The organism is Rhodoplanes sp. Z2-YC6860 (assembly GCF_001579845.1).
Taxonomy (GTDB): Bacteria; Pseudomonadota; Alphaproteobacteria; order Rhizobiales; family Xanthobacteraceae; genus Z2-YC6860.
This window is the reverse complement of sequence record NZ_CP007440.1, coordinates 4242101-4258559: the sequence shown is the minus strand read 5'-3', so window position 1 is coordinate 4258559 and position 16459 is coordinate 4242101. Positions and strand designations below refer to the sequence as shown.

Sequence of the window (16459 nt, the reverse complement as noted above, 5' to 3'; positions counted from 1 at the left end):
AGCTAGGCTCCGATGTTGAACAGCTTCGCCGCCGTGCCGCCCATGATCGCGGCTCGCTCCTGCGCGTTGAACTTCGCCGCATCGACAAACTTCACGGGCTCGGGCTCGGCGATCGTGAATGGCGCATCGGTGCCCATCAGCACCTTGTCGGCTCCGGCCTGCTCGCAGACGAAGCGCAAGGTCGCCACGTCATAGACGATGGTGTCGAAGTAGAGCCGCTTGAACCCTTCCATCGGATCCTTGTTCTGTGCCGGCGCCGTCGCGAAGCTACGGCGCAAGCGGCCGAGCACCATCGGCAACGCCGCACCGCCGTGCGAGATCACGAGATTGACGCCCGGGTAGCGCGTCAGATGCCCGGAATACAGCAGTCGCGCGATGGCGATGGTGGTGTCGGTCACACGGCCGACCGCGCTCACCAGTCCATAAGCCTTCAATCGCTCGTCCGGCGCACCGAAGGTCGGATGCACGAACAGCGTCGCCTTGCGCCGTGAAGCTGCGTCCCAGAACGGCTCGAGGTCAGGATCGTCGAGCACACCGGTCGCGCCCTTGGGCTGCGTGCCGATCATCGCGCCAGGAAATCCGGCATCGAGCGCCTCTTCCAGAACCTTGGCGGCATGCTTGCCGGACTGCATCGGCACCGTCGCAAGTGGCACCAGAAATGGATGCGACTTCACGCCCTTGAGCAGATGCTCGTTGAAATAGCGGCTCCAGTCGGCGCCTTCGTCCGCCGGCACGTCGTAGCCGAACACATCGAGCCAGCCGCCAACGACCTGCTTGTCGATGCCGTGCTCGGCAAGCCACTTCTTGCGCTTGTCGGTGTCGGCCATGCCCGGCGGCACCGGCCGCTTCGCGTCGTTGTTCGCGAAAGCGAAGCGATAGCCGCCGTTCTCGACGGAAAGCTTCACCGACGGAAACTTGCGGCGACCGGACGCGACCTCGTCGAGAAATTCGGGTGGAACATAGTGTGCGTGGGCATCGACGATCACGGCCTGACATCTCCCGATATTTTCTTTTGGCGCGGCAGTTTAACGCAGTTCGCACAGATCATGACGAATCCGCAATGGGTCAGAGCCATGACAATTTGGCAATGTTGCATTCGCCCCAGGGGTGCTAGACCGAACGCTGAGTATGACGCACCAAAAGAACGACGCAGGCACTTAGAACCTGCACGGCGGGAGGATTTGCATGAAGTGGATCGCCACCATAGCGCTGGCGGCCGGCGCGCTTGCTTCAAGTTTGAGCGCTGTACTGGCCGACGACTACCCGTCGCGCACCGTTCGCGTCGTGGTGCCCTATGCGGCGGGCGGCCCGAGCGACACCGGGGCACGACTTGCCGCCGAACCGCTGAGCCAGGTGCTGGGCAAGCCGGTCGTGATCGAGAACCGCGGCGGCGGCGGCGGGCTCAACGCCACGGAGGCCTATTTCAAGGCGGAAGCGGACGGATACACCATCCTGATGGGAGGCATCGGGCCGCTGACCATCATCCCGGCGTTCAAGCCGGTGAGCTACGACGTCGAGAAAGACGTGGTCCCTCTCTCCACGGTGTGGCGCTCCGCACAGGTGCTTGCGGTGCGTCCCTCGCTCGGCATCAAGACGGTTGCCGAGTTCGTCGCCTATGCCAAGGCCAACCCGAACAAGCTCACCATCGGATCGGCCGGCGTCGGCGCCGTCACCCACCTCGCCATCGAGGTGCTCAAGCGCGAGGCGAAGATCGAGGTGCTCCATATCCCGTTTCGCAGCACCAGCGAGAGCATGCCCCAGCTCATCGGCGGACAGATCGACGCGCTGTTTGGCGACGGCCCGACGATCGCGCCGCAGGTGAATTCCGGGCACATCGTCGCACTCGCCGTCGCCGGCCCGCATCGGGGCCGCGCGCTGCCCGACGTACCGACCATGGCCGAGGCAGGATTTCCCACCGTCGAGTCGGAAAGCTGGTTCAGCTTCGTGGTCTCCTCGAAGACTCCCAAGCCGATCATCGAGCGACTGCAAAGCGCGATGGTGACAGCGCAGAAGGATCCGGACTACCAGGCCAAGCTCGCCAAGCAGGGCGCCAGTGCCGGCGAGCCCGGGCCGGAAGCTCTCGCCAAGCTCATCAAAAATGACACCGCCAAGTGGGGCGCGATCATCAAGGCCGCCGGTATCAAGCCGGAATAAAGGCGGGCGTCACCATGCGTTGGATCGTACCGGCCTTCATTGTCGCGATCGCGCTTGCGGCCGTCGTTCCGGCAGCGGTGGCCGAGGAGTTTCCCTCGCACGCCGTGCGCATCATCGTGCCGTACGCGGCGGGCGGCCCGAGCGACACCGGCGCGCGGCTGGTGGTAGACGGTCTGAGCCGCGAACTCGGCAAGCCGGTCGTCATCGAGAACCGCGGCGGCGGCGGCGGATTGAACGGCACCGAAGCGTTCCTGGCCGGCGAACTCGACGGCCACACCATGTTGCTCGGCGGCATCGCACCGCTCACCATTATTCCCTGGAGCAAGAAGGTCTCTTACGTCGCCGAACGCGACTTCGTGCCGATCGGCACGGTGTGGCGCTCGGCACAGACGCTGGTGGTGCGGCCGACGCTTGGCGTGAAGACGATGGCGGAGTTCATTGCTTATGCGAAGGCGAACCCCGCCAAGGTGACGATCGGCTCCGCGGGCATCGGCACGGTGTCACATCTTGGTTCCGAGCTGTTGCAGCGCGAGGCTGGTATCAAGCTCGTGCATGTGCCGTTCCGCAGCACCAGCGAAAGCATGCCGATGCTGATCGGCGGCCAGATCGACGGCTTGTTCGGCGATGCCGCATCGGTTGCGCCTCAGGTTCGCGCCGGCAAGGTGATTGCCATCGGCGTCGCGGCGCCCCAGCGCTCACCGGCTTTGCCGGATACGCCGACCATCGGCGAAGCCGGCTATCCGACGGTTGAAGCCGAAGGCTGGCATGGCCTAGTGGTGTCGTCGAAGACGCCGCCCGAAAACGTCAAACGGCTGCGCGACGCGCTTTCCGCCGTGCAGAACGATCCGGGCTATCAGGCGCGGCTGAGGCAGCAGGGCGCAACCGCGGGCCAGTTCGGCCCCGAAGCGCTGGCAAGACTGATCCACACCGATAGCGAAAAATGGGGCGCGATCATCAAGGCCGCCAACATCAAGATGGACTAGAGTGTTGGCGAATAAGGAGACCAAACGTGTCCAGTGACCGAACCAAATTGACCAATCAGCAGGACGGCGGCGAAGCTGTCCTCGAGGCATTCCGCAATCTGCATGTCGACTACGTGATCTCCTCCCCGGGGTCCGAATGGCCTCCGATCTGGGAGGCGCTGGCCCGGCAAAACGCCACCGGCCTCAAAGGTCCCACCTATATGGATTGCGGACATGAGACGCTCGCGGTCGGCGTCGCTGTTGGCTACACGCAGGTCACCGGCCGGATGCAGGCGGTGCTGCTGCATGCCGGCTCAGGCCTCCTGCAGGGCGCCATGGCGCTTCAGGGCGCGCGCTCCCATGAAGTGCCGATGCTGGTGATGTCCGGCGAGTCGCTGAGCTATGGCGAACTCGCCGACTTCGATCCGGGCAACCAGTGGTACCGCAACCTCGGCGTGGTCGGCGGCCCGCAGCGGCTGATCGACTCGGTGGTGAAATGGGCCAACCAGGTGCCGAGTCCGGAGACGCTTTATCAGAGCGTGGTCCGCGCCGGCGAGATGGCCAAGCGGCTTCCGACCGGACCTGTCTATCTCAACGCTCCCGTCGAGACGTTGATGCATGGCTGGACCCCGCGGAAGAAAATACGCGACACACCGGAGCCGCCAAAGACCCAGGCGCTGCCGGAAGACGTCGAACGCGTCGCCTCGCTGATCGCCAAGGCCAAATCCCCCGTCATCTTCACAGAAAGCGCCGGCCGCACTCCCGGAGCGATGACCGCGCTGATCGAGCTCACCGAATTGATGGGCATCCCGGTGCTTGAAGGGCGCGCCGCGTCCTATGCCAATTTCCCGAAATCGCATCCGCTGCATCTGGGCACCGACATCGCGGCGGTCCACAAGGAAACCGACCTCGCTTTGCTGATCGAGAGCCGCGTGCCGTGGTACCCGCCGGGCAACACGCCGCCGAATGCAACGATCGTTTCGGTGAGCGAAAATCCGCTCAAAGACCACATGGTCTATCAGACCATGGAAGCCGAGGTTTATCTCGAAGGCGACCTCGAGCAGTCGTTGCGTTTGCTGACGGCTGCGCTGAAAAAAGCCGGCGCGACACCGGCGCAGAACGCCGAGCGACGCAAGCGTTGGGAAGGCGAGCACGGCAAGCTGATGGCTCGCCGCAAGGCGACGCAGGACAAGGCCAAGCAAGGCGACAGCATCTCCACGGCGCTGCTGTGCCGCACGCTGAACGACACGCTGCCGAAAGACACGATCTTCCTCGACGAGACCATCGTTCACAGCCCGATCATTCGCGACCTGTTGGAATGGGATGAGCCGCACAGCTTCTTCCGCATCCCAAGCGGGCTTGGCCAAGGACTGAGCATCGCGCTCGGCGCCAAACTGGCGGCCCGCGAACGGCCGGTGACGATGCTGATCGGCGACGGTTCGTTCCTCTATAACCCGGTGCTGCCGTGCCTCACGTTCTCCAAGGATCAGAAGCTTCCGATCCTGATCGTCATCTTCAACAACAACAAATACGAGATCATGCGGCGCACGCACGTCAGCTGGTATCCGGAAGGCGTCTCCGCGAGCGAAAAACTGCACTACGGCGTGCATATCGAAAACCCCGACTACGCCGAGCTCGCAAAGTGGACCGGCGGCGTCGGGATTCACGTCGATAAGCCAGCATCACTGAGCGACGCGATTGCAAAGGCCTATGCCTGCGTCCAGTCGGGCCGGACCGCGATCGTCAACGTGATGCTGAACGAGTAGCGCCGAGAACGGCGCTACTTCGCCATCTCTTTGAATGCCTCTTCGGCCTCATGGGCCGCGTGATTGCCTGCAGGTGCGCCGCAATACACTGTCGCCTGCAGGATGATCTCTTTCAGTTCATCCTTGGTGAGATCGCCGGTCGCAAGTCCGGTGCGCACGTGCAGGCGGAATTCCGCCCATGCGCGCAACGCGATCATGATCGAAATCGTCATGAAGCGCCGCGTCTTCAGATCGATGGCCGGCCGCGTCCAGATATCGCCCCAGACGTGGCTGGTGATCTGCGTCTGGATCTCGGCGTTGAAATCGTTGCGATTGGCCAACGAGCGGTCGACCCACGGATCGCCCAGCACACGCCGGCGAACCTTCATCCCGGCTTCGTAGCTTTCGTTGGCCATTGCATTGTCCTCCGACATCGGCGCGGTTGCGTGAGTTATTTCTGCTCGATACCATCGAGCAAACAATTTCGATTGCCAATCGAAATCTCCGGGGAGGATTTGTGCGCATGGGACGGACTCTGTCCTCGGCCTTATCCTGGGTCTTGTCCCTGGCCATCGCGCTGACCTTCGCAACGCTCGTGCCGCTCGTTGCACACAGCGAAACCTATCCCAGTCGTCCGATCCGCGTGATCGTGCCCTACTCGGCCGGCTCCGGCGCCGACATCACGGCGCGGCAGACGATGGCCAAGCTGTCGGAATTTCTGGGCCAGAACATCATCATCGAGAACCGGCCGGGCACCAGCGCGATCGTCGGCACCGACGCTGTGGCCAAGGCCGCGCCGGACGGATACACGCTGCTGTTCGGCGTCACCCAGCACGCCATCAATCCGACGCTGCAACCGAAGCTTCCTTACGACACACTGAAAGACTTCGTTCCGGTGGCCCGCGTCACCGATCAGCCGCTCTACATGGCGGTGAACAAGGCGCTGCCGGGCAAGAACATCGCCGAGGTGATCGAGCACATCAAGGCCGCGCCCGGCAAATACAACTATGCATCGACGGGCCTCGGCACCTCGATCCATCTTGCCGGCGCCTATTTCGCCTGGCGGGCGGGCGTGCAGATGTCGCACATCCCCTACACCAACGCGTCGCAGACCCTCGTCGATCTCGGGAGCAACGAGGTGCAGGTGCTGTTCTACACTTATCAGCCGCTTGTGCCGCAGCTGCAGGCCGGCCGCATCAAGATTCTCGGCAGCACCGGCGCCGCGCGCTCGGCCTGGGCGCCGGACATTCCGACCATGGAAGAAGCCGGCATGCCGGGCTTCGTGATGCCGGCATGGCACGGCGTTCTGGCGCCCGCGAAAACGCCACCGGAGATCGTCGGCATCCTCGAAAAGGCTCTTGCAAGGGTCGCGCAGGACCCGGACTACAAGAAGACGATCGAGCCGACCGGCACCGACATCTACTACGCGCCGTCGAAGGAGTTCGGCGCATTCATCGAATCCGAGATCAAGCGGTTCGGCGAGATCCTGAACAGGGCCGGCACGAAACTGCCCTGACGGTGTTCAACGGCCTTCCGCCGCTCCGGTCAGCTCGGTTCGAACGATCTCCGCGGCCTGGACCATCGCCCGCAATTTGCCGAACGCGATGTGTCTCGGCAGGTATTTCATCCCACAGTCCGGAGCGACCACGATACGTTCGGCCGGCACATAAGGCAGCGTGCGGCGGATTCTTTTGGCGATGACTTCGGGCGACTCCACCGCAGGATCGTTCAGATCGACAACGCCAAGAATGACTGTTTTTGTCAGCGGCTTGAGCGTCGAGCGCTCCAAGTCGCTCTGCGCAGTCTCGATCGAAATTTGTCGGACCGCGGAGGCTTCCAGTTCGGTCAGGAAATCGTAGACGCGAGCCTTGGTCTTCATGGTCAGCGCGTAGCCGAAGCAGAGATGCACGGCAGTCGCACCGGACACGCCTGCAACCGCGCGATCAAGCACCCTCACCCCAAAGCGCCGCGCCTTGTCCGGCTGCGCCTGCATGTACGGCTCGTCGATCTGAACGACGTCTGCTCCGGCGGCAAACAGGTCCTTGATCTCGTCGTTGACTGCCGCCGCGTAATCGAGAGCCAACGCTTCCTCGTCGTTGTAGAAATCGTCCTGGGCCTGCTGCGCCATCGTGAACGGCCCGGGCACCGTGATTTTGATCTTGCGCGTCGAGCATTCGCGAAGAAATTTCACGTCTCTCGTCTCGACCGGATGACTTCGCCTGATCGGCCCGACAACGCGGGGCACAGAGACTGGAATGCCGCCACGACTCGCGCGGCTGCCGGGGTTGTCATGGTCGATACCCTCGAGCGCGTTCGCAAAGCGGCTGGAATAGCTGACGCGCCGGATCTCGCCGTCAGTGACGATGTCGAGCCCGGCTTTTTCCTGATCGTAAACCGCAAGCCGCGTCGCATCGTCCTGCGCTTGTTCAAGCCATTGCGGATCGACGCGCCAGAGCTCCTGCGCCTTGGTGCGGGGCGGCGTCTGCTTGGACAACGCAGTGCGATCGATGAGCCAGTCGGGCTGCGGATAGGAACCAACCGCGGACGTGGGAAGCAGGCGTTCAGCCATATCGGTGAAATTCCTTCCGTATCACTTGCCTTGAAACAGCGGATCCTTGACCACATCGGCCCAGGCATCGATTTCGCTCCGCAGGAACGAGCGAAGCCGCTCCGGCGGCCCGCCGATCGGAGCGAAGCCGAGCTTGTCCATCAGCGCTTTGACATCGGGGAGCGCGAGAACTTTCTCCAGATCGCCGTTGATCCTGGCGACGATCGCCGGCGGCGTCCCTTTCGGGGCGAACACCGCGTACCAGCTCGTCGCGTCGGGATAAGTGATGCCGAGCTCCTTGAAAGTCGGCACATCGGTCAATTGGACGGCCCGACTCGGTCCGGAGACTCCCAGCGCACGCACGCGGCCGGTCGTGACGTTGCCGATGTGGGCTCCCGTCGTTGGGAAGAACACATCGACGCGGCCGGCAATCACGTCGGTCTGAAGCTGCGAGCTTTGCGAATAGGTCACCTGCCTCATACGGAGCCCGCCATTGCTGCGCGCGAACACCGCCACGGCCATGTTGCCGCTCGATGACAGCCCGAGCGTGCCATAGGTCAGCTTGCGCGGGTTTTCCTTGGCATAAGCGATCACTTCTTTGGCTGTCTTGAACGGCGAGTCCTTCGGCACGATCAGGATGTCCTGCGCCGTCGCGGCCAGCATGACAGGCTCGAAATCCCGCGTCGGATCGAAATCGGGCACGGGTGCGAGTGTGGCGTTGAGGGCGACCGAGCTTGCCGCCATATGCAGGGTGTACCCATCCGCAGGAGCGCGCGCGGCCGCCACCGCGCCGATGTTTCCCAGACCGCCGGGGCGGTTCTCCACCACCACCTGCTGGCTCCACAGTTCACCCAGCTTCTGCGCGATAATGCGGCCGAAGGTGTCGACCGAACCTCCAGCGGAAAACGCCACGATCAGATGTACCGGCTGCGTGGGATAGTCCTGCGCCCGGACGGAGGGCATTCCAAGCGCCAGACCCATCGACAGGCAAAGCGTCAGCGCCATTGTACGTCCAAACATGCAAATCCTCCCGGCATTGGTCGAAGAAGACGCCATCTTGTTCATCCACGCTTTCCGCCGTGAGACAGCTTTCATTCGGCGCGGATGCCGTATTTCTTGACGAGCCCGGAAATCTCGCCCGACATCTGCCCGAGCACGTTCTGCAACTCCTCCGCGGACGATGCTTCCGCAATCTGTCCGGTCGCCTCGATCTTCGCCCGGTAGTCTTGTGTGTTTGCGACTGTGGTGATTGCGGTGTTGAGCTGTTGGATCACGGTAGCGGGAACACCGTTGCGCGTGCAGATGCCGATCCAGCCATAGAGATTGAGCGGATAGCCCAGCTCCGAGAAGGTCGGGACGTCGCCCGCCACGGCGAGACGCGAGGGGCTGGTCACAGCCAGCAGCTTGATCTGCTTGGATTCAACCAGCGGCACGGCCGGCCCTGTTGGGCTTAAAAAGAAGTCGAGGCGTCCCGCCACGACCTCAGTCAGCGCCGGTCCAGCACCACGAAACGGAACTGATTGCATTGTCGTCCCCGTCAGATCGCCGAGCTGACGCATCAGCAGATCCTGTGACGATCCGGGTCCGGTGGTGCCATAGGTCAGCTTGCCGGGATCCGCCTTGGCCGCCGCGATGACGTCTTTGAAGCTCGAAAACTTGGACTGGCCCGACACCGCCATCGCCAAGTAGTAGCGTGCCAGAAGCGACACACCGGCGAGATCGGAAACCTTGTATTTGGCCGAACGGTACATCACGGGATTCATGGTTTCGTAATGGGTGCAGAGGAGCAGCGTCTGGCCGTCGGGCGGCTGACTCAACAGAACATCGGTCGCGAGCATGCCGCTCACGCCGGGCCTGTTCTCCACGATCACCGGCACGCCGAGCCGCTGCCCCAGCTCGACTTGCACCAGCCGCGCTACAACATCGACCGGTCCGCCGGCCGGCCAGCCGACCAGCAGCCTGACCGGTCCATCTGGATAGGCCTGAGCCGGCGGTGTCGCCTGAATCACTGCTGCTGCGGCCACGATTCCGGCCGTGAGCTTGGCCATGAAAGTCTTCATGAGCGTTCCTCTCCCGATCAAATTTTATTTTTCACTGTCGTCACGGTTGGTCCGTGATCTGACGCCGTCATAACTCCTTGCTGGCGATGCCGGCGCCGTCGACGAGCGCCTGCAACTTGACCCATGCGACATCCGGATCGACCTTTGGCGCGGCCGTGCCATTCACGCCGAAGCCGCAATCCACGCCAGCGATCACGTTCTCCGGCCCAAGAATTTTCGCCATGCGCACCAGCCGGTCGGCCACAACGCGCGGGTGCTCGACGATATTGGTCGTCGAGTCGATGACACCGGTGATGATCTTGAGGGTCTCTGGCAACTTGACCGTCTGCCAGACCCGCCATTCGTGCTCATGCCGCCCATTGGCGCCGACCACCGAAATGGCCGAGACGCGCAGCGTCAGCAGCAGATCGATGATCTCGTGCAGCTCGGTGTCGTGGTTGTGGGGCCCTTCATTGGCGCCCCAGCAGACGTGAACGCGAAGCCGCTCGCGCGGGATATTGCGGGTCGCGGCATTCAGACCCTCGATATTCTCGGCAACGATCTTGCGCCACTCCGCCACAGGCATGTCGGGAAAATTGTAGCTGCGTTGAGCGAGGTCCGGACAATCGAGTTGCAATGTGAAGCCGCCCCTCGCGATCGCCTCGTATTCGCGGCGCATCACGTCGCAAACCGCCGCGAGATATGCGCTGCGGCTCGGGTAGTGACGGTTCGGATTGTTGTTGGTGAACGAGCCAGGCGACACCGAGGCCATGAAGGCAGCCTGGCCGGGGCGGCTCGCAACGGCATCCTTCAAATTCCGGATGTCGCGCTCAACCGCGGCAAAGCTTTTCCATGACAGCGGGCCGGTGCACGCCTGCTGCCAGACCGAGCCGACCGGCGCATTGGGGAATTGCCGGGATTCCAGGCTCAGGATCCGGCGGACCGGCTCGCCTTCGAAGCCGTTCAGCCGCTCATGGACATATTGCGCGAAGCCGATTTTCGACTGCTCGCCATCGTTGACGATGTCGAGCCCGATTTCGCATTGGCGCTGCACGATCGCATGGACCGAGCGGCGGCAGGCGTCATCGAAGTCCTGCTGAGCGATCGGCTGGCCGCGCGATTTGGCGAGCAGCATGTCGCGCAACTCGGCCGGACGCGCCAGGCTTCCGGTGTGCGTGGTCGGAATACGATTGGCTGATGACATCGGAACGTGCCCACCCTGCTCTTGACTGACGTGGGCGTTCGCCCAGCCCTGTTCGCGTGTTCTTGTTGGTGTCAAAGCATAGCTGACGCGATCAACGAACGACTAGAGACGCGTGCGCTTTCCATCTATACGAATCCGGCACATCGCAACGGCAGCGTTGCTGTCTTTCGCGAGTGCCAACACACGGCGAACGCGAATTTCAGCCCGGACATAGACGATGAGGAAACTGTCCCTTGCGGTGGCCGCCGCGATCTTCGGCGCCATCGGTGGCGCCAACGCACAGACCTATCCGTCGCAGCCGATCACGATGCTGGTCGGATATGCGGTTGGCGGCCCTTCCGACACGATCGCACGGATCATGGCGGATCGGATGAAGGTCTCGCTCGGGCAGCCCGTCATCATCGAGAACGTCACCGGCGCCGCGGGATCGATCGCAGTCGCGCGCGGCGCGCGCGCACCTCACGATGGCTACACGATCGTCATGGGCGACTGGAGCACGCACGTCGTCAACGCGGCGATGTACGACCTGCAATATGACGTGGTGAAGGACTTCGAGCCGGTCTCGCTGCTGCCAAGCGCGCCGCAGATCATCGCTTCACCCAATGCCGTTCCGGCCAAGAGTCTCAAGGACCTGATTGCGTGGATCAAGGCCGATCCGACCAAGATCAGCTACGGCATGTCGGGCCTCGGCAGTCCGTCGCATGTCAGCGGCGTGCTGCTGCAGAACGTTACGGGCGCCAAGTTCCAACTCGTCCCCTATCGCGGCGCCGCGCTGGTGATGAATGATCTCCTCGCCAACACGATCCAGTTTTCGATGTTTCCCGTGACGGTGGCGCTGCCGCAGGTGCGCGCCGGCGCTATACGCGCCTACGCCATCACGGCGGGCCAGCGCAGCGTCAGCGCACCCGATATTCCGACCGTGGATGAAGCGGGCCTGCCCGACTTCCACATTTCGCTGTGGTGGGGCCTGTGGATGCCCAAAGGCACGCCGAGAGACATCATCGCCAAGGTGAATGCCGCGGTGGTCGACACGCTGGCCGATCCGGCAACGCAAAAGCGCATCGCCGACCAGGGCCTCGACATTCCGCCGCGCGAGCAGCAGACGCCGCAGGCACTGGCGGCCTACCAGAAAGCCGAGATCGAGAAGTGGTGGCCGATCGTGAAAGCCGCCAATATCAAAGCCCAATAGAGTAAGGATTCACCGTCTCATGCGTCGTTCAACCGATCGTATCCTGACCACCCACGCCGGCAGCCTGCCGCGCCCCGCCGATCTGCTGCAGATGGTCCGTGCCAAGGCGCGCGGCGAACCGGTTGACGAGCCGAAGCTCGCCTCCCGCATCAAGGAAGCCGTCACCGAGATCGTGCATCAACAGGTCGACGCCGGCCTCGACGTCATCGACGACGGCGAGTTCGGCAAGCCGAGCTTCGTCACCTACATCCGCGAGCGGCTCGGCGGTCTCGAGCCCCACGGACATCGCCCGAACGCCTGGCTGTCGTCGCGCGAGGCCATCAGCTTTCCCGACTACTACAAGCAGCAGGAAAGCGCCTCGCCGCGTGCCAAGCAGGTGCAGATGGCCTGCACCTCGCCACTGACCTACAAAGGTCAGGCTGCATTGAAGGCCGAGCTCGAAACGCTCAAGAGCGCGCTGAAGGGTGTCAACGCCGCCGAGGTGTTCGTGCCGTGCATTTCGCCCGCCAACATCGAGGACTGGAACGAAAACAGATACTACGCCAGCAACGACGAATACCTGCTCGCGATCGCCGACGCGATGAACGTCGAATACAAGACGATCGTCGACGCAGGTTTCCTGGTGCAGGTCGACGATCCGCGGCTCGTCAGCTACTACCTGATGGACCCGAAAATGTCGGTCGACGACATCCGCAAATGGGCAAGCAAGCGCGTCGAGGCGCTGAACCACGCGCTGCGCGGCATTCCCACCGAGAAGATCCGCTACCACACCTGCTACAGCATCAACATGGGGCCGCGAATTCACGACCTCGAAGTCAAGCACATCATCGACATCCTGATGCAAATCCGCGCCGGCGCCTTCTCGTTCGAGGCGTCGAACCCGCGCCATGAGCACGAATGGGCGGTGTGGAAAGAGGCCAAGCTTCCCAAGGACACGGTGCTCATTCCCGGCGTCATCACCAATTCATCGGTGCTGGTCGAGCATCCCGAGCTGGTCGCCCAACGCATCCTGCGCTTTGCCGAATTCATGGGCCGGGAGAACGTGATCGCCGGCACCGACTGCGGCTTTGCCAGCTTTGCCGGCTCCGATGAGGTTCACGCGAGCATCGTCTGGGCCAAGATGGACGCGATGGTCCAGGGTGCCGAAATCGCGAGCAAGAAGCTGTGGGGCCGCTGATCGCCATGCAGGCTTTCGCCGGCACCAAGCCGTCAGCCGGGTGATGAACGCACGAATTCCTGTTCAATTGATTCGATGCGCCCGCAGTCGCAGGAAAAAAGGTTGACGACCTGGTTGGGCACAGGGTCCGCGAAACGCACGATAGCCGTGCCGGCGAGTTCGGCGTCTCCTTCAAATTTCATGTGCCTGCCGCACAACGTGCAGTGACGCGTCGGGGCCGTTCCATCCATACCGTCGCTCCTCTTCATCGAGTGTGTAGAGACTCGGTGTTGTGGGCGAATGCGTGGCCACTCTGGGGCGCGGGCGGGCAATATCGAGTCCGCAAGCGCCAGACATCGAGTAACCACTTGTTAGTGATCAGCACTCTAACCTTCGCTGGCTCTGGTGCTGCTCGCTTGGAATGACCTGGAATGACAAATCTCAGCTACAAAGTCCGGCAATCTCCCCATTTCATCCCGATGCTTTTTGCGCTCGCCAGCAGCATCGCGCTGATCGTAAGCATCGCGAACAGACTGGCAGGACTCTAAGAGACATCCCAAGACCGGCTGCAGCACGCCGCAACTCGACCGCGGCTCTCTCAAGTTTTGTTCGCCGACGCTCGCAATACACAGGGCTCGAGCAATGCCCCGAAGAACCGGGCGTAACCGCGGGTTCCGCGAACGATAACAACCGTCTGAGAATGTGTGCCTGGCGGATGGAGTGGGATTCGAACCCACGAGAGAGTTGCCCCTCTGCCGGTTTTCAAGTTCGCACCCCGCCGTACTAGCCGGTTTTTTCTGGTTTCTTCAGGTGTCATATAATCCAGCGTTTCCGGGGCTTTTGAGCGGGTCTGCCCTGGCCGATTGCAGAAAACCGGCAGAAAGCTGAGGTCCGCCTAACTCTAAAGTTGGGTCCAACATTGGGTCCAAAACTGGGTCTGGCGGTCCCCCCCCCCGGTGCATGGAACACATGATCGCGTCCCGCATTTATCTGGCTGATTTGGATGGACGTGCGCTCATGCGGCTTAGCCTATTCTTGACTGCGGCAACTCTTTTGCTCGGCACCCATGCCAATGCCGCCGATCTCACGGCCAGTGGCAATCGAGGATATGTCACCCATCGCGCCGGCCACGCTTCCCGGGTCGTCATTGTTCACCACCGTCGTTTCTACGCTTGGAAGCGGATAGGCTACCCGTGCCTGCTGACGCCGGATCAAATCGTCAGCCGCAACTGGAATGGCCCGCAGTGCCGTTGGGCTGACAATGTATCGGTGCTGCCCTAAAAGGTCGCAGAGCTGGCGGAATGATTAGCGGGTACGTCGATACACATCGTCAATCTTAGAACTGTCGCGTTCCGCTTTCTCTCTCGCCATGCGGACGATATAGCCCGCGAGACAATTCTGGACCTCTCGTTCGCTGTAAGGGAATTGCTTGCGGCATTCCGCTGTGACGCGCTCGCTAAGTGGACGCCCGTCATCTGCCTGCTGAATGGCGGCGGCGAAGATCACCACCACAAACAAACCAACAATCACCAACCCTAAAATCACGACCTTCTTCATCGATGCCACCCCCAAGGCATTCAACCCCAGGTGGGTATCATCGACTACCCGGGCGATCCTGTCGACCGCCCGGGGCAATGGATTTGCTGGGCTTTACGGCAGCGCCAGCACGATGAATTCCTCCAGCATCTCCGGAGGCATCCCCTTCATGCTGCTGGTGGATATCAGAAAGAAGCCGCCCTCCCGCGAGAACACCGGCGTAAAGCCTTCAGGAGGCTCTGCAACACGTCGCCGGATGTAATCGAACAGACCTTCCGGGTCTGATGGCGGGGCGTACAGGGCAGCCTCACGGGCTCTCTGAACCCTTGTAAAATCGATGACGTTGCTCACTGCGACACCCGCTCGCGATGGCCGCGATGCGTCACGAGCCATTCCTGGTCAGCCATCAAAAGAGCGTCTACCTGCTCGCTGAGACCGTACTCCCGCAGAAAAAATCCAAAGCCTTTGCGGATCTGACGCTTTAGCAGCAGGTCGCGCTTGGTGGGCGCCGGTGTGAGTAAAAGATCACGCGCTGCGATCCCCCGCCGTGCGTAGAGCGCGACTGCGTCGTCCGCGAAGTGCGCGAATTGCTTCGCATCAAGCAGCCCGCCTTCCTGAAACGCGATCTTTGCCGGCGCTGATATCTCGCAGAGCTCGTTATAGAACCGGTAGATCGCCTCAGCTCGCCGCCAACGAGCTCTACGCTGCTCGCGTTCCGGCCGCACCGCCAACGTGGGATGAAGCGCAGGATCGACAACCGATCTTTCATTTAGATCGGTTTCATCGTTGGTGGGTCGACCGCCCTTGGAAATCACGGCGGGTGGCGCCGCGCGATACTGATCGAATCGAATGATTGTGGCACTACTGACTGACATGGTGGCCTCACTGGATCGGGGCTTATCACAGCCCAGCTCGGGGACAGCCCGAGCAGCCGGGGGGTGATAACCAGCCAGTGAGACTGGTCGGACGGCCTTTAGGCTTTCGCCCTGGACATGCGCCGCTCGCCCCCGGCCACTTGCCGAGCGCGAGGCGCTTAGGCAATACTGGTCGGGTCGGAGCCGCGCCGCCAAGCGCGTCCGTCAAAACCGGGGGAGAAAATCCCCCAGTTTTCTAGCCGCCGCCGTCGACGCCAATCGAACGGCAGGCCCCGCCAAGGGCCGCGGCGTATCACTGGTCCGGGCTATCACACCCACGGACATTCCACACTCGCAGCGAGTCGAGCGCAACCCCTCCTGGGGACGCTTTCGGCTTATCCGTGTTACAGTTGTCGATGGCCGAAAAGGAAAAATCGCTAACGAGTGAATTGGCCGCGGTCGCCCGCGAGGCTCTCGCGGATATTCCGGCCGACGTCTTCGGCCTATTTGGTGGTGACTGGCTGCACCAAAAGCGGAAACTGAATTTATTGGAATTGGAAAAGCGCTTTGAGCGTTTGGCGAAAGAAAAAGGGTTGAAGCCAGATCCAATAGCTGCGTCGCCCTCGATCGTGCTGGCGATAATTGCAGCCGCTCAAGATGAAGACCGCGAAGCGCTTCAGGAATTATGGGCTAGACTTCTCGCTGCAGCCACCGACCCGAGACGGGCTCACAGTGTCCGAAAATCCTTCATTGAGATCGTTAAACAGTTCGACCCATTCGATGCTCTTGTGCTGGATGCGCTAGGGTCCATTGGGACCGTACCAAATGCGGGCGTGGCCATTGCTCAAAAGCTCAATCGAGCAGGCGATGAAGTCATCGTTTCCTTTATCAATCTTGAGCGGTTAGGGTTGGTAGCATGCGCTCCGCATGCGGCGTCGATAGATATCGGTCAAGTTCATATTCGAGTGGCAGGAAAAGAGCTGTTGCGCGCTGTTAAATAGCACACATCGTTATGCAGGGCTTGGCAGGCTCGATCGGGGACAACTGTGGAGTTGTCGTGTGCGTCAAAAGA

Annotated in this window: 18 protein-coding genes; 8 read left to right on the top strand and 10 right to left on the bottom strand. The window is 62.0% G+C overall.

Going from position 1 to position 16459, the window contains the following annotated elements; genetic code table 11:
• Positions 1 to 2: 2 nt before the first annotated feature.
• Positions 3 to 986: an amidohydrolase family protein gene (locus RHPLAN_RS19740; RefSeq protein WP_068021096.1), complete on the bottom strand. Its 984-nt coding sequence runs from the start codon at positions 984 to 986 to the stop codon at positions 3 to 5.
• Positions 987 to 1185: 199 nt separating this feature from the next.
• Here RHPLAN_RS19740 and RHPLAN_RS19735 point away from each other — a divergent pair, with 199 nt between their 5' ends.
• The 3 genes from RHPLAN_RS19735 to RHPLAN_RS19725 are packed head-to-tail and all read left to right on the top strand — an operon-like array spanning position 1186 to position 4882.
• On the top strand, positions 1186 to 2154 hold the full coding sequence (locus tag RHPLAN_RS19735; protein WP_068021094.1) for a Bug family tripartite tricarboxylate transporter substrate binding protein: 969 nt from the start codon (positions 1186 to 1188) through the stop codon (positions 2152 to 2154).
• 14 nt (positions 2155 to 2168) lie between these two features.
• Complete coding sequence (locus RHPLAN_RS19730) at positions 2169 to 3137, top strand: Bug family tripartite tricarboxylate transporter substrate binding protein (protein WP_068021093.1); 969 nt, start codon at positions 2169 to 2171, stop codon at positions 3135 to 3137.
• A 26-nt stretch (positions 3138 to 3163) separates the two neighbouring features.
• The gene (locus RHPLAN_RS19725) at positions 3164 to 4882 is read left to right on the top strand and encodes a thiamine pyrophosphate-dependent enzyme (protein ID WP_068021091.1); all 1719 of its coding nucleotides are present in this window, start codon (positions 3164 to 3166) and stop codon (positions 4880 to 4882) included.
• 14 nt (positions 4883 to 4896) lie between these two features.
• On the opposite strand, the gene RHPLAN_RS19720 is transcribed toward RHPLAN_RS19725, so the two are convergent.
• Complete coding sequence (locus RHPLAN_RS19720) at positions 4897 to 5277, bottom strand: carboxymuconolactone decarboxylase family protein (protein ID WP_068031538.1); 381 nt, start codon at positions 5275 to 5277, stop codon at positions 4897 to 4899.
• A 107-nt stretch (positions 5278 to 5384) separates the two neighbouring features.
• On the opposite strand from RHPLAN_RS19720, the gene RHPLAN_RS19715 reads away from it, so the two are divergent.
• Complete coding sequence (locus RHPLAN_RS19715) at positions 5385 to 6377, top strand: Bug family tripartite tricarboxylate transporter substrate binding protein (RefSeq protein WP_084245219.1); 993 nt, start codon at positions 5385 to 5387, stop codon at positions 6375 to 6377.
• A gap of 6 nt (positions 6378 to 6383) precedes the next feature.
• On the opposite strand, the gene RHPLAN_RS19710 is transcribed toward RHPLAN_RS19715, so the two are convergent.
• From RHPLAN_RS19710 to RHPLAN_RS19695, 4 genes are all read right to left on the bottom strand, one after another.
• On the bottom strand, positions 6384 to 7430 hold the full coding sequence (locus RHPLAN_RS19710) for a uroporphyrinogen decarboxylase family protein (RefSeq protein WP_068021087.1): 1047 nt from the start codon (positions 7428 to 7430) through the stop codon (positions 6384 to 6386).
• A 21-nt stretch (positions 7431 to 7451) separates the two neighbouring features.
• Positions 7452 to 8429, bottom strand: coding sequence for a Bug family tripartite tricarboxylate transporter substrate binding protein (locus RHPLAN_RS19705; RefSeq protein WP_198164421.1), 978 nt, complete (start codon positions 8427 to 8429; stop codon positions 7452 to 7454).
• Positions 8430 to 8500: 71 nt separating this feature from the next.
• Positions 8501 to 9469 carry a Bug family tripartite tricarboxylate transporter substrate binding protein gene (locus RHPLAN_RS19700; protein WP_068021083.1) on the bottom strand — a complete coding sequence of 323 codons (969 nt, stop codon included), beginning with the start codon at positions 9467 to 9469 and terminating at the stop codon, positions 8501 to 8503.
• 67 nt (positions 9470 to 9536) lie between these two features.
• Positions 9537 to 10652, bottom strand: coding sequence for a cobalamin-independent methionine synthase II family protein (locus RHPLAN_RS19695; RefSeq protein ID WP_068021080.1), 1116 nt, complete (start codon positions 10650 to 10652; stop codon positions 9537 to 9539).
• Between the two features lie 217 nt (positions 10653 to 10869).
• Here RHPLAN_RS19695 and RHPLAN_RS19690 point away from each other — a divergent pair, with 217 nt between their 5' ends.
• Together RHPLAN_RS19690 and RHPLAN_RS19685 are read left to right on the top strand one after the other, a co-directional pair.
• Positions 10870 to 11841 carry a Bug family tripartite tricarboxylate transporter substrate binding protein gene (locus RHPLAN_RS19690; RefSeq protein WP_068021078.1) on the top strand — a complete coding sequence of 324 codons (972 nt, stop codon included), beginning with the start codon at positions 10870 to 10872 and terminating at the stop codon, positions 11839 to 11841.
• 19 nt (positions 11842 to 11860) lie between these two features.
• Entirely contained in the window at positions 11861 to 13018 is a 1158-nt protein-coding gene (locus tag RHPLAN_RS19685) for a cobalamin-independent methionine synthase II family protein (protein WP_068021076.1), read from the top strand.
• A gap of 32 nt (positions 13019 to 13050) precedes the next feature.
• Here RHPLAN_RS19685 and RHPLAN_RS39495 read toward each other — a convergent pair whose 3' ends face one another.
• The gene (locus tag RHPLAN_RS39495; protein WP_157100372.1) at positions 13051 to 13248 is read right to left on the bottom strand and encodes a hypothetical protein; all 198 of its coding nucleotides are present in this window, start codon (positions 13246 to 13248) and stop codon (positions 13051 to 13053) included.
• Positions 13249 to 13966: 718 nt separating this feature from the next.
• Here RHPLAN_RS39495 and RHPLAN_RS39490 point away from each other — a divergent pair.
• A complete protein-coding gene (locus RHPLAN_RS39490; RefSeq protein WP_157100371.1) occupies positions 13967 to 14278 on the top strand; it encodes a hypothetical protein in 312 nt (103 codons plus the stop codon).
• A 24-nt stretch (positions 14279 to 14302) separates the two neighbouring features.
• On the opposite strand, the gene RHPLAN_RS19680 is transcribed toward RHPLAN_RS39490, so the two are convergent.
• From RHPLAN_RS19680 to RHPLAN_RS19670, 3 genes are all read right to left on the bottom strand, one after another.
• Complete coding sequence (locus RHPLAN_RS19680; protein ID WP_157100370.1) at positions 14303 to 14554, bottom strand: hypothetical protein; 252 nt, start codon at positions 14552 to 14554, stop codon at positions 14303 to 14305.
• A gap of 93 nt (positions 14555 to 14647) precedes the next feature.
• Positions 14648 to 14884 carry a hypothetical protein gene (locus RHPLAN_RS19675; RefSeq protein ID WP_068021073.1) on the bottom strand — a complete coding sequence of 79 codons (237 nt, stop codon included), beginning with the start codon at positions 14882 to 14884 and terminating at the stop codon, positions 14648 to 14650.
• Positions 14881 to 15408, bottom strand: coding sequence for a hypothetical protein (locus tag RHPLAN_RS19670; protein WP_157100369.1), 528 nt, complete (start codon positions 15406 to 15408; stop codon positions 14881 to 14883). The genes RHPLAN_RS19675 and RHPLAN_RS19670 overlap by 4 nt, the downstream gene beginning before the upstream one ends.
• Positions 15409 to 15803: 395 nt before the next feature.
• Between RHPLAN_RS19670 and RHPLAN_RS19665 the strand changes: the two genes are divergently transcribed.
• Positions 15804 to 16388, top strand: coding sequence for an Abi-alpha family protein (locus RHPLAN_RS19665; RefSeq protein WP_068021069.1), 585 nt, complete (start codon positions 15804 to 15806; stop codon positions 16386 to 16388).
• Positions 16389 to 16459 lie beyond the last annotated feature (71 nt).

Coding starts and splice junctions, on each gene's coding strand:
- RHPLAN_RS19735 (WP_068021094.1), top strand. CDS start 1,186: ATGAAGTGGATCGCCACCATAGCGCTGGCGGCCGGCGCGCTTGCTTCA.
- RHPLAN_RS19730 (WP_068021093.1), top strand. CDS start 2,169: ATGCGTTGGATCGTACCGGCCTTCATTGTCGCGATCGCGCTTGCGGCC.
- RHPLAN_RS19720 (WP_068031538.1), bottom strand. CDS start 5,277: ATGGCCAACGAAAGCTACGAAGCCGGGATGAAGGTTCGCCGGCGTGTG.
- RHPLAN_RS19715 (WP_084245219.1), top strand. CDS start 5,385: ATGGGACGGACTCTGTCCTCGGCCTTATCCTGGGTCTTGTCCCTGGCC.
- RHPLAN_RS19710 (WP_068021087.1), bottom strand. CDS start 7,430: ATGGCTGAACGCCTGCTTCCCACGTCCGCGGTTGGTTCCTATCCGCAG.
- RHPLAN_RS19705 (WP_198164421.1), bottom strand. CDS start 8,429: ATGTTTGGACGTACAATGGCGCTGACGCTTTGCCTGTCGATGGGTCTG.
- RHPLAN_RS19700 (WP_068021083.1), bottom strand. CDS start 9,469: ATGAAGACTTTCATGGCCAAGCTCACGGCCGGAATCGTGGCCGCAGCA.
- RHPLAN_RS19695 (WP_068021080.1), bottom strand. CDS start 10,652: ATGTCATCAGCCAATCGTATTCCGACCACGCACACCGGAAGCCTGGCG.
- RHPLAN_RS19690 (WP_068021078.1), top strand. CDS start 10,870: ATGAGGAAACTGTCCCTTGCGGTGGCCGCCGCGATCTTCGGCGCCATC.
- RHPLAN_RS19685 (WP_068021076.1), top strand. CDS start 11,861: ATGCGTCGTTCAACCGATCGTATCCTGACCACCCACGCCGGCAGCCTG.
- RHPLAN_RS39495 (WP_157100372.1), bottom strand. CDS start 13,248: ATGGATGGAACGGCCCCGACGCGTCACTGCACGTTGTGCGGCAGGCAC.
- RHPLAN_RS39490 (WP_157100371.1), top strand. CDS start 13,967: ATGATCGCGTCCCGCATTTATCTGGCTGATTTGGATGGACGTGCGCTC.
- RHPLAN_RS19680 (WP_157100370.1), bottom strand. CDS start 14,554: ATGAAGAAGGTCGTGATTTTAGGGTTGGTGATTGTTGGTTTGTTTGTG.
- RHPLAN_RS19670 (WP_157100369.1), bottom strand. CDS start 15,408: ATGTCAGTCAGTAGTGCCACAATCATTCGATTCGATCAGTATCGCGCG.
- RHPLAN_RS19665 (WP_068021069.1), top strand. CDS start 15,804: ATGGCCGAAAAGGAAAAATCGCTAACGAGTGAATTGGCCGCGGTCGCC.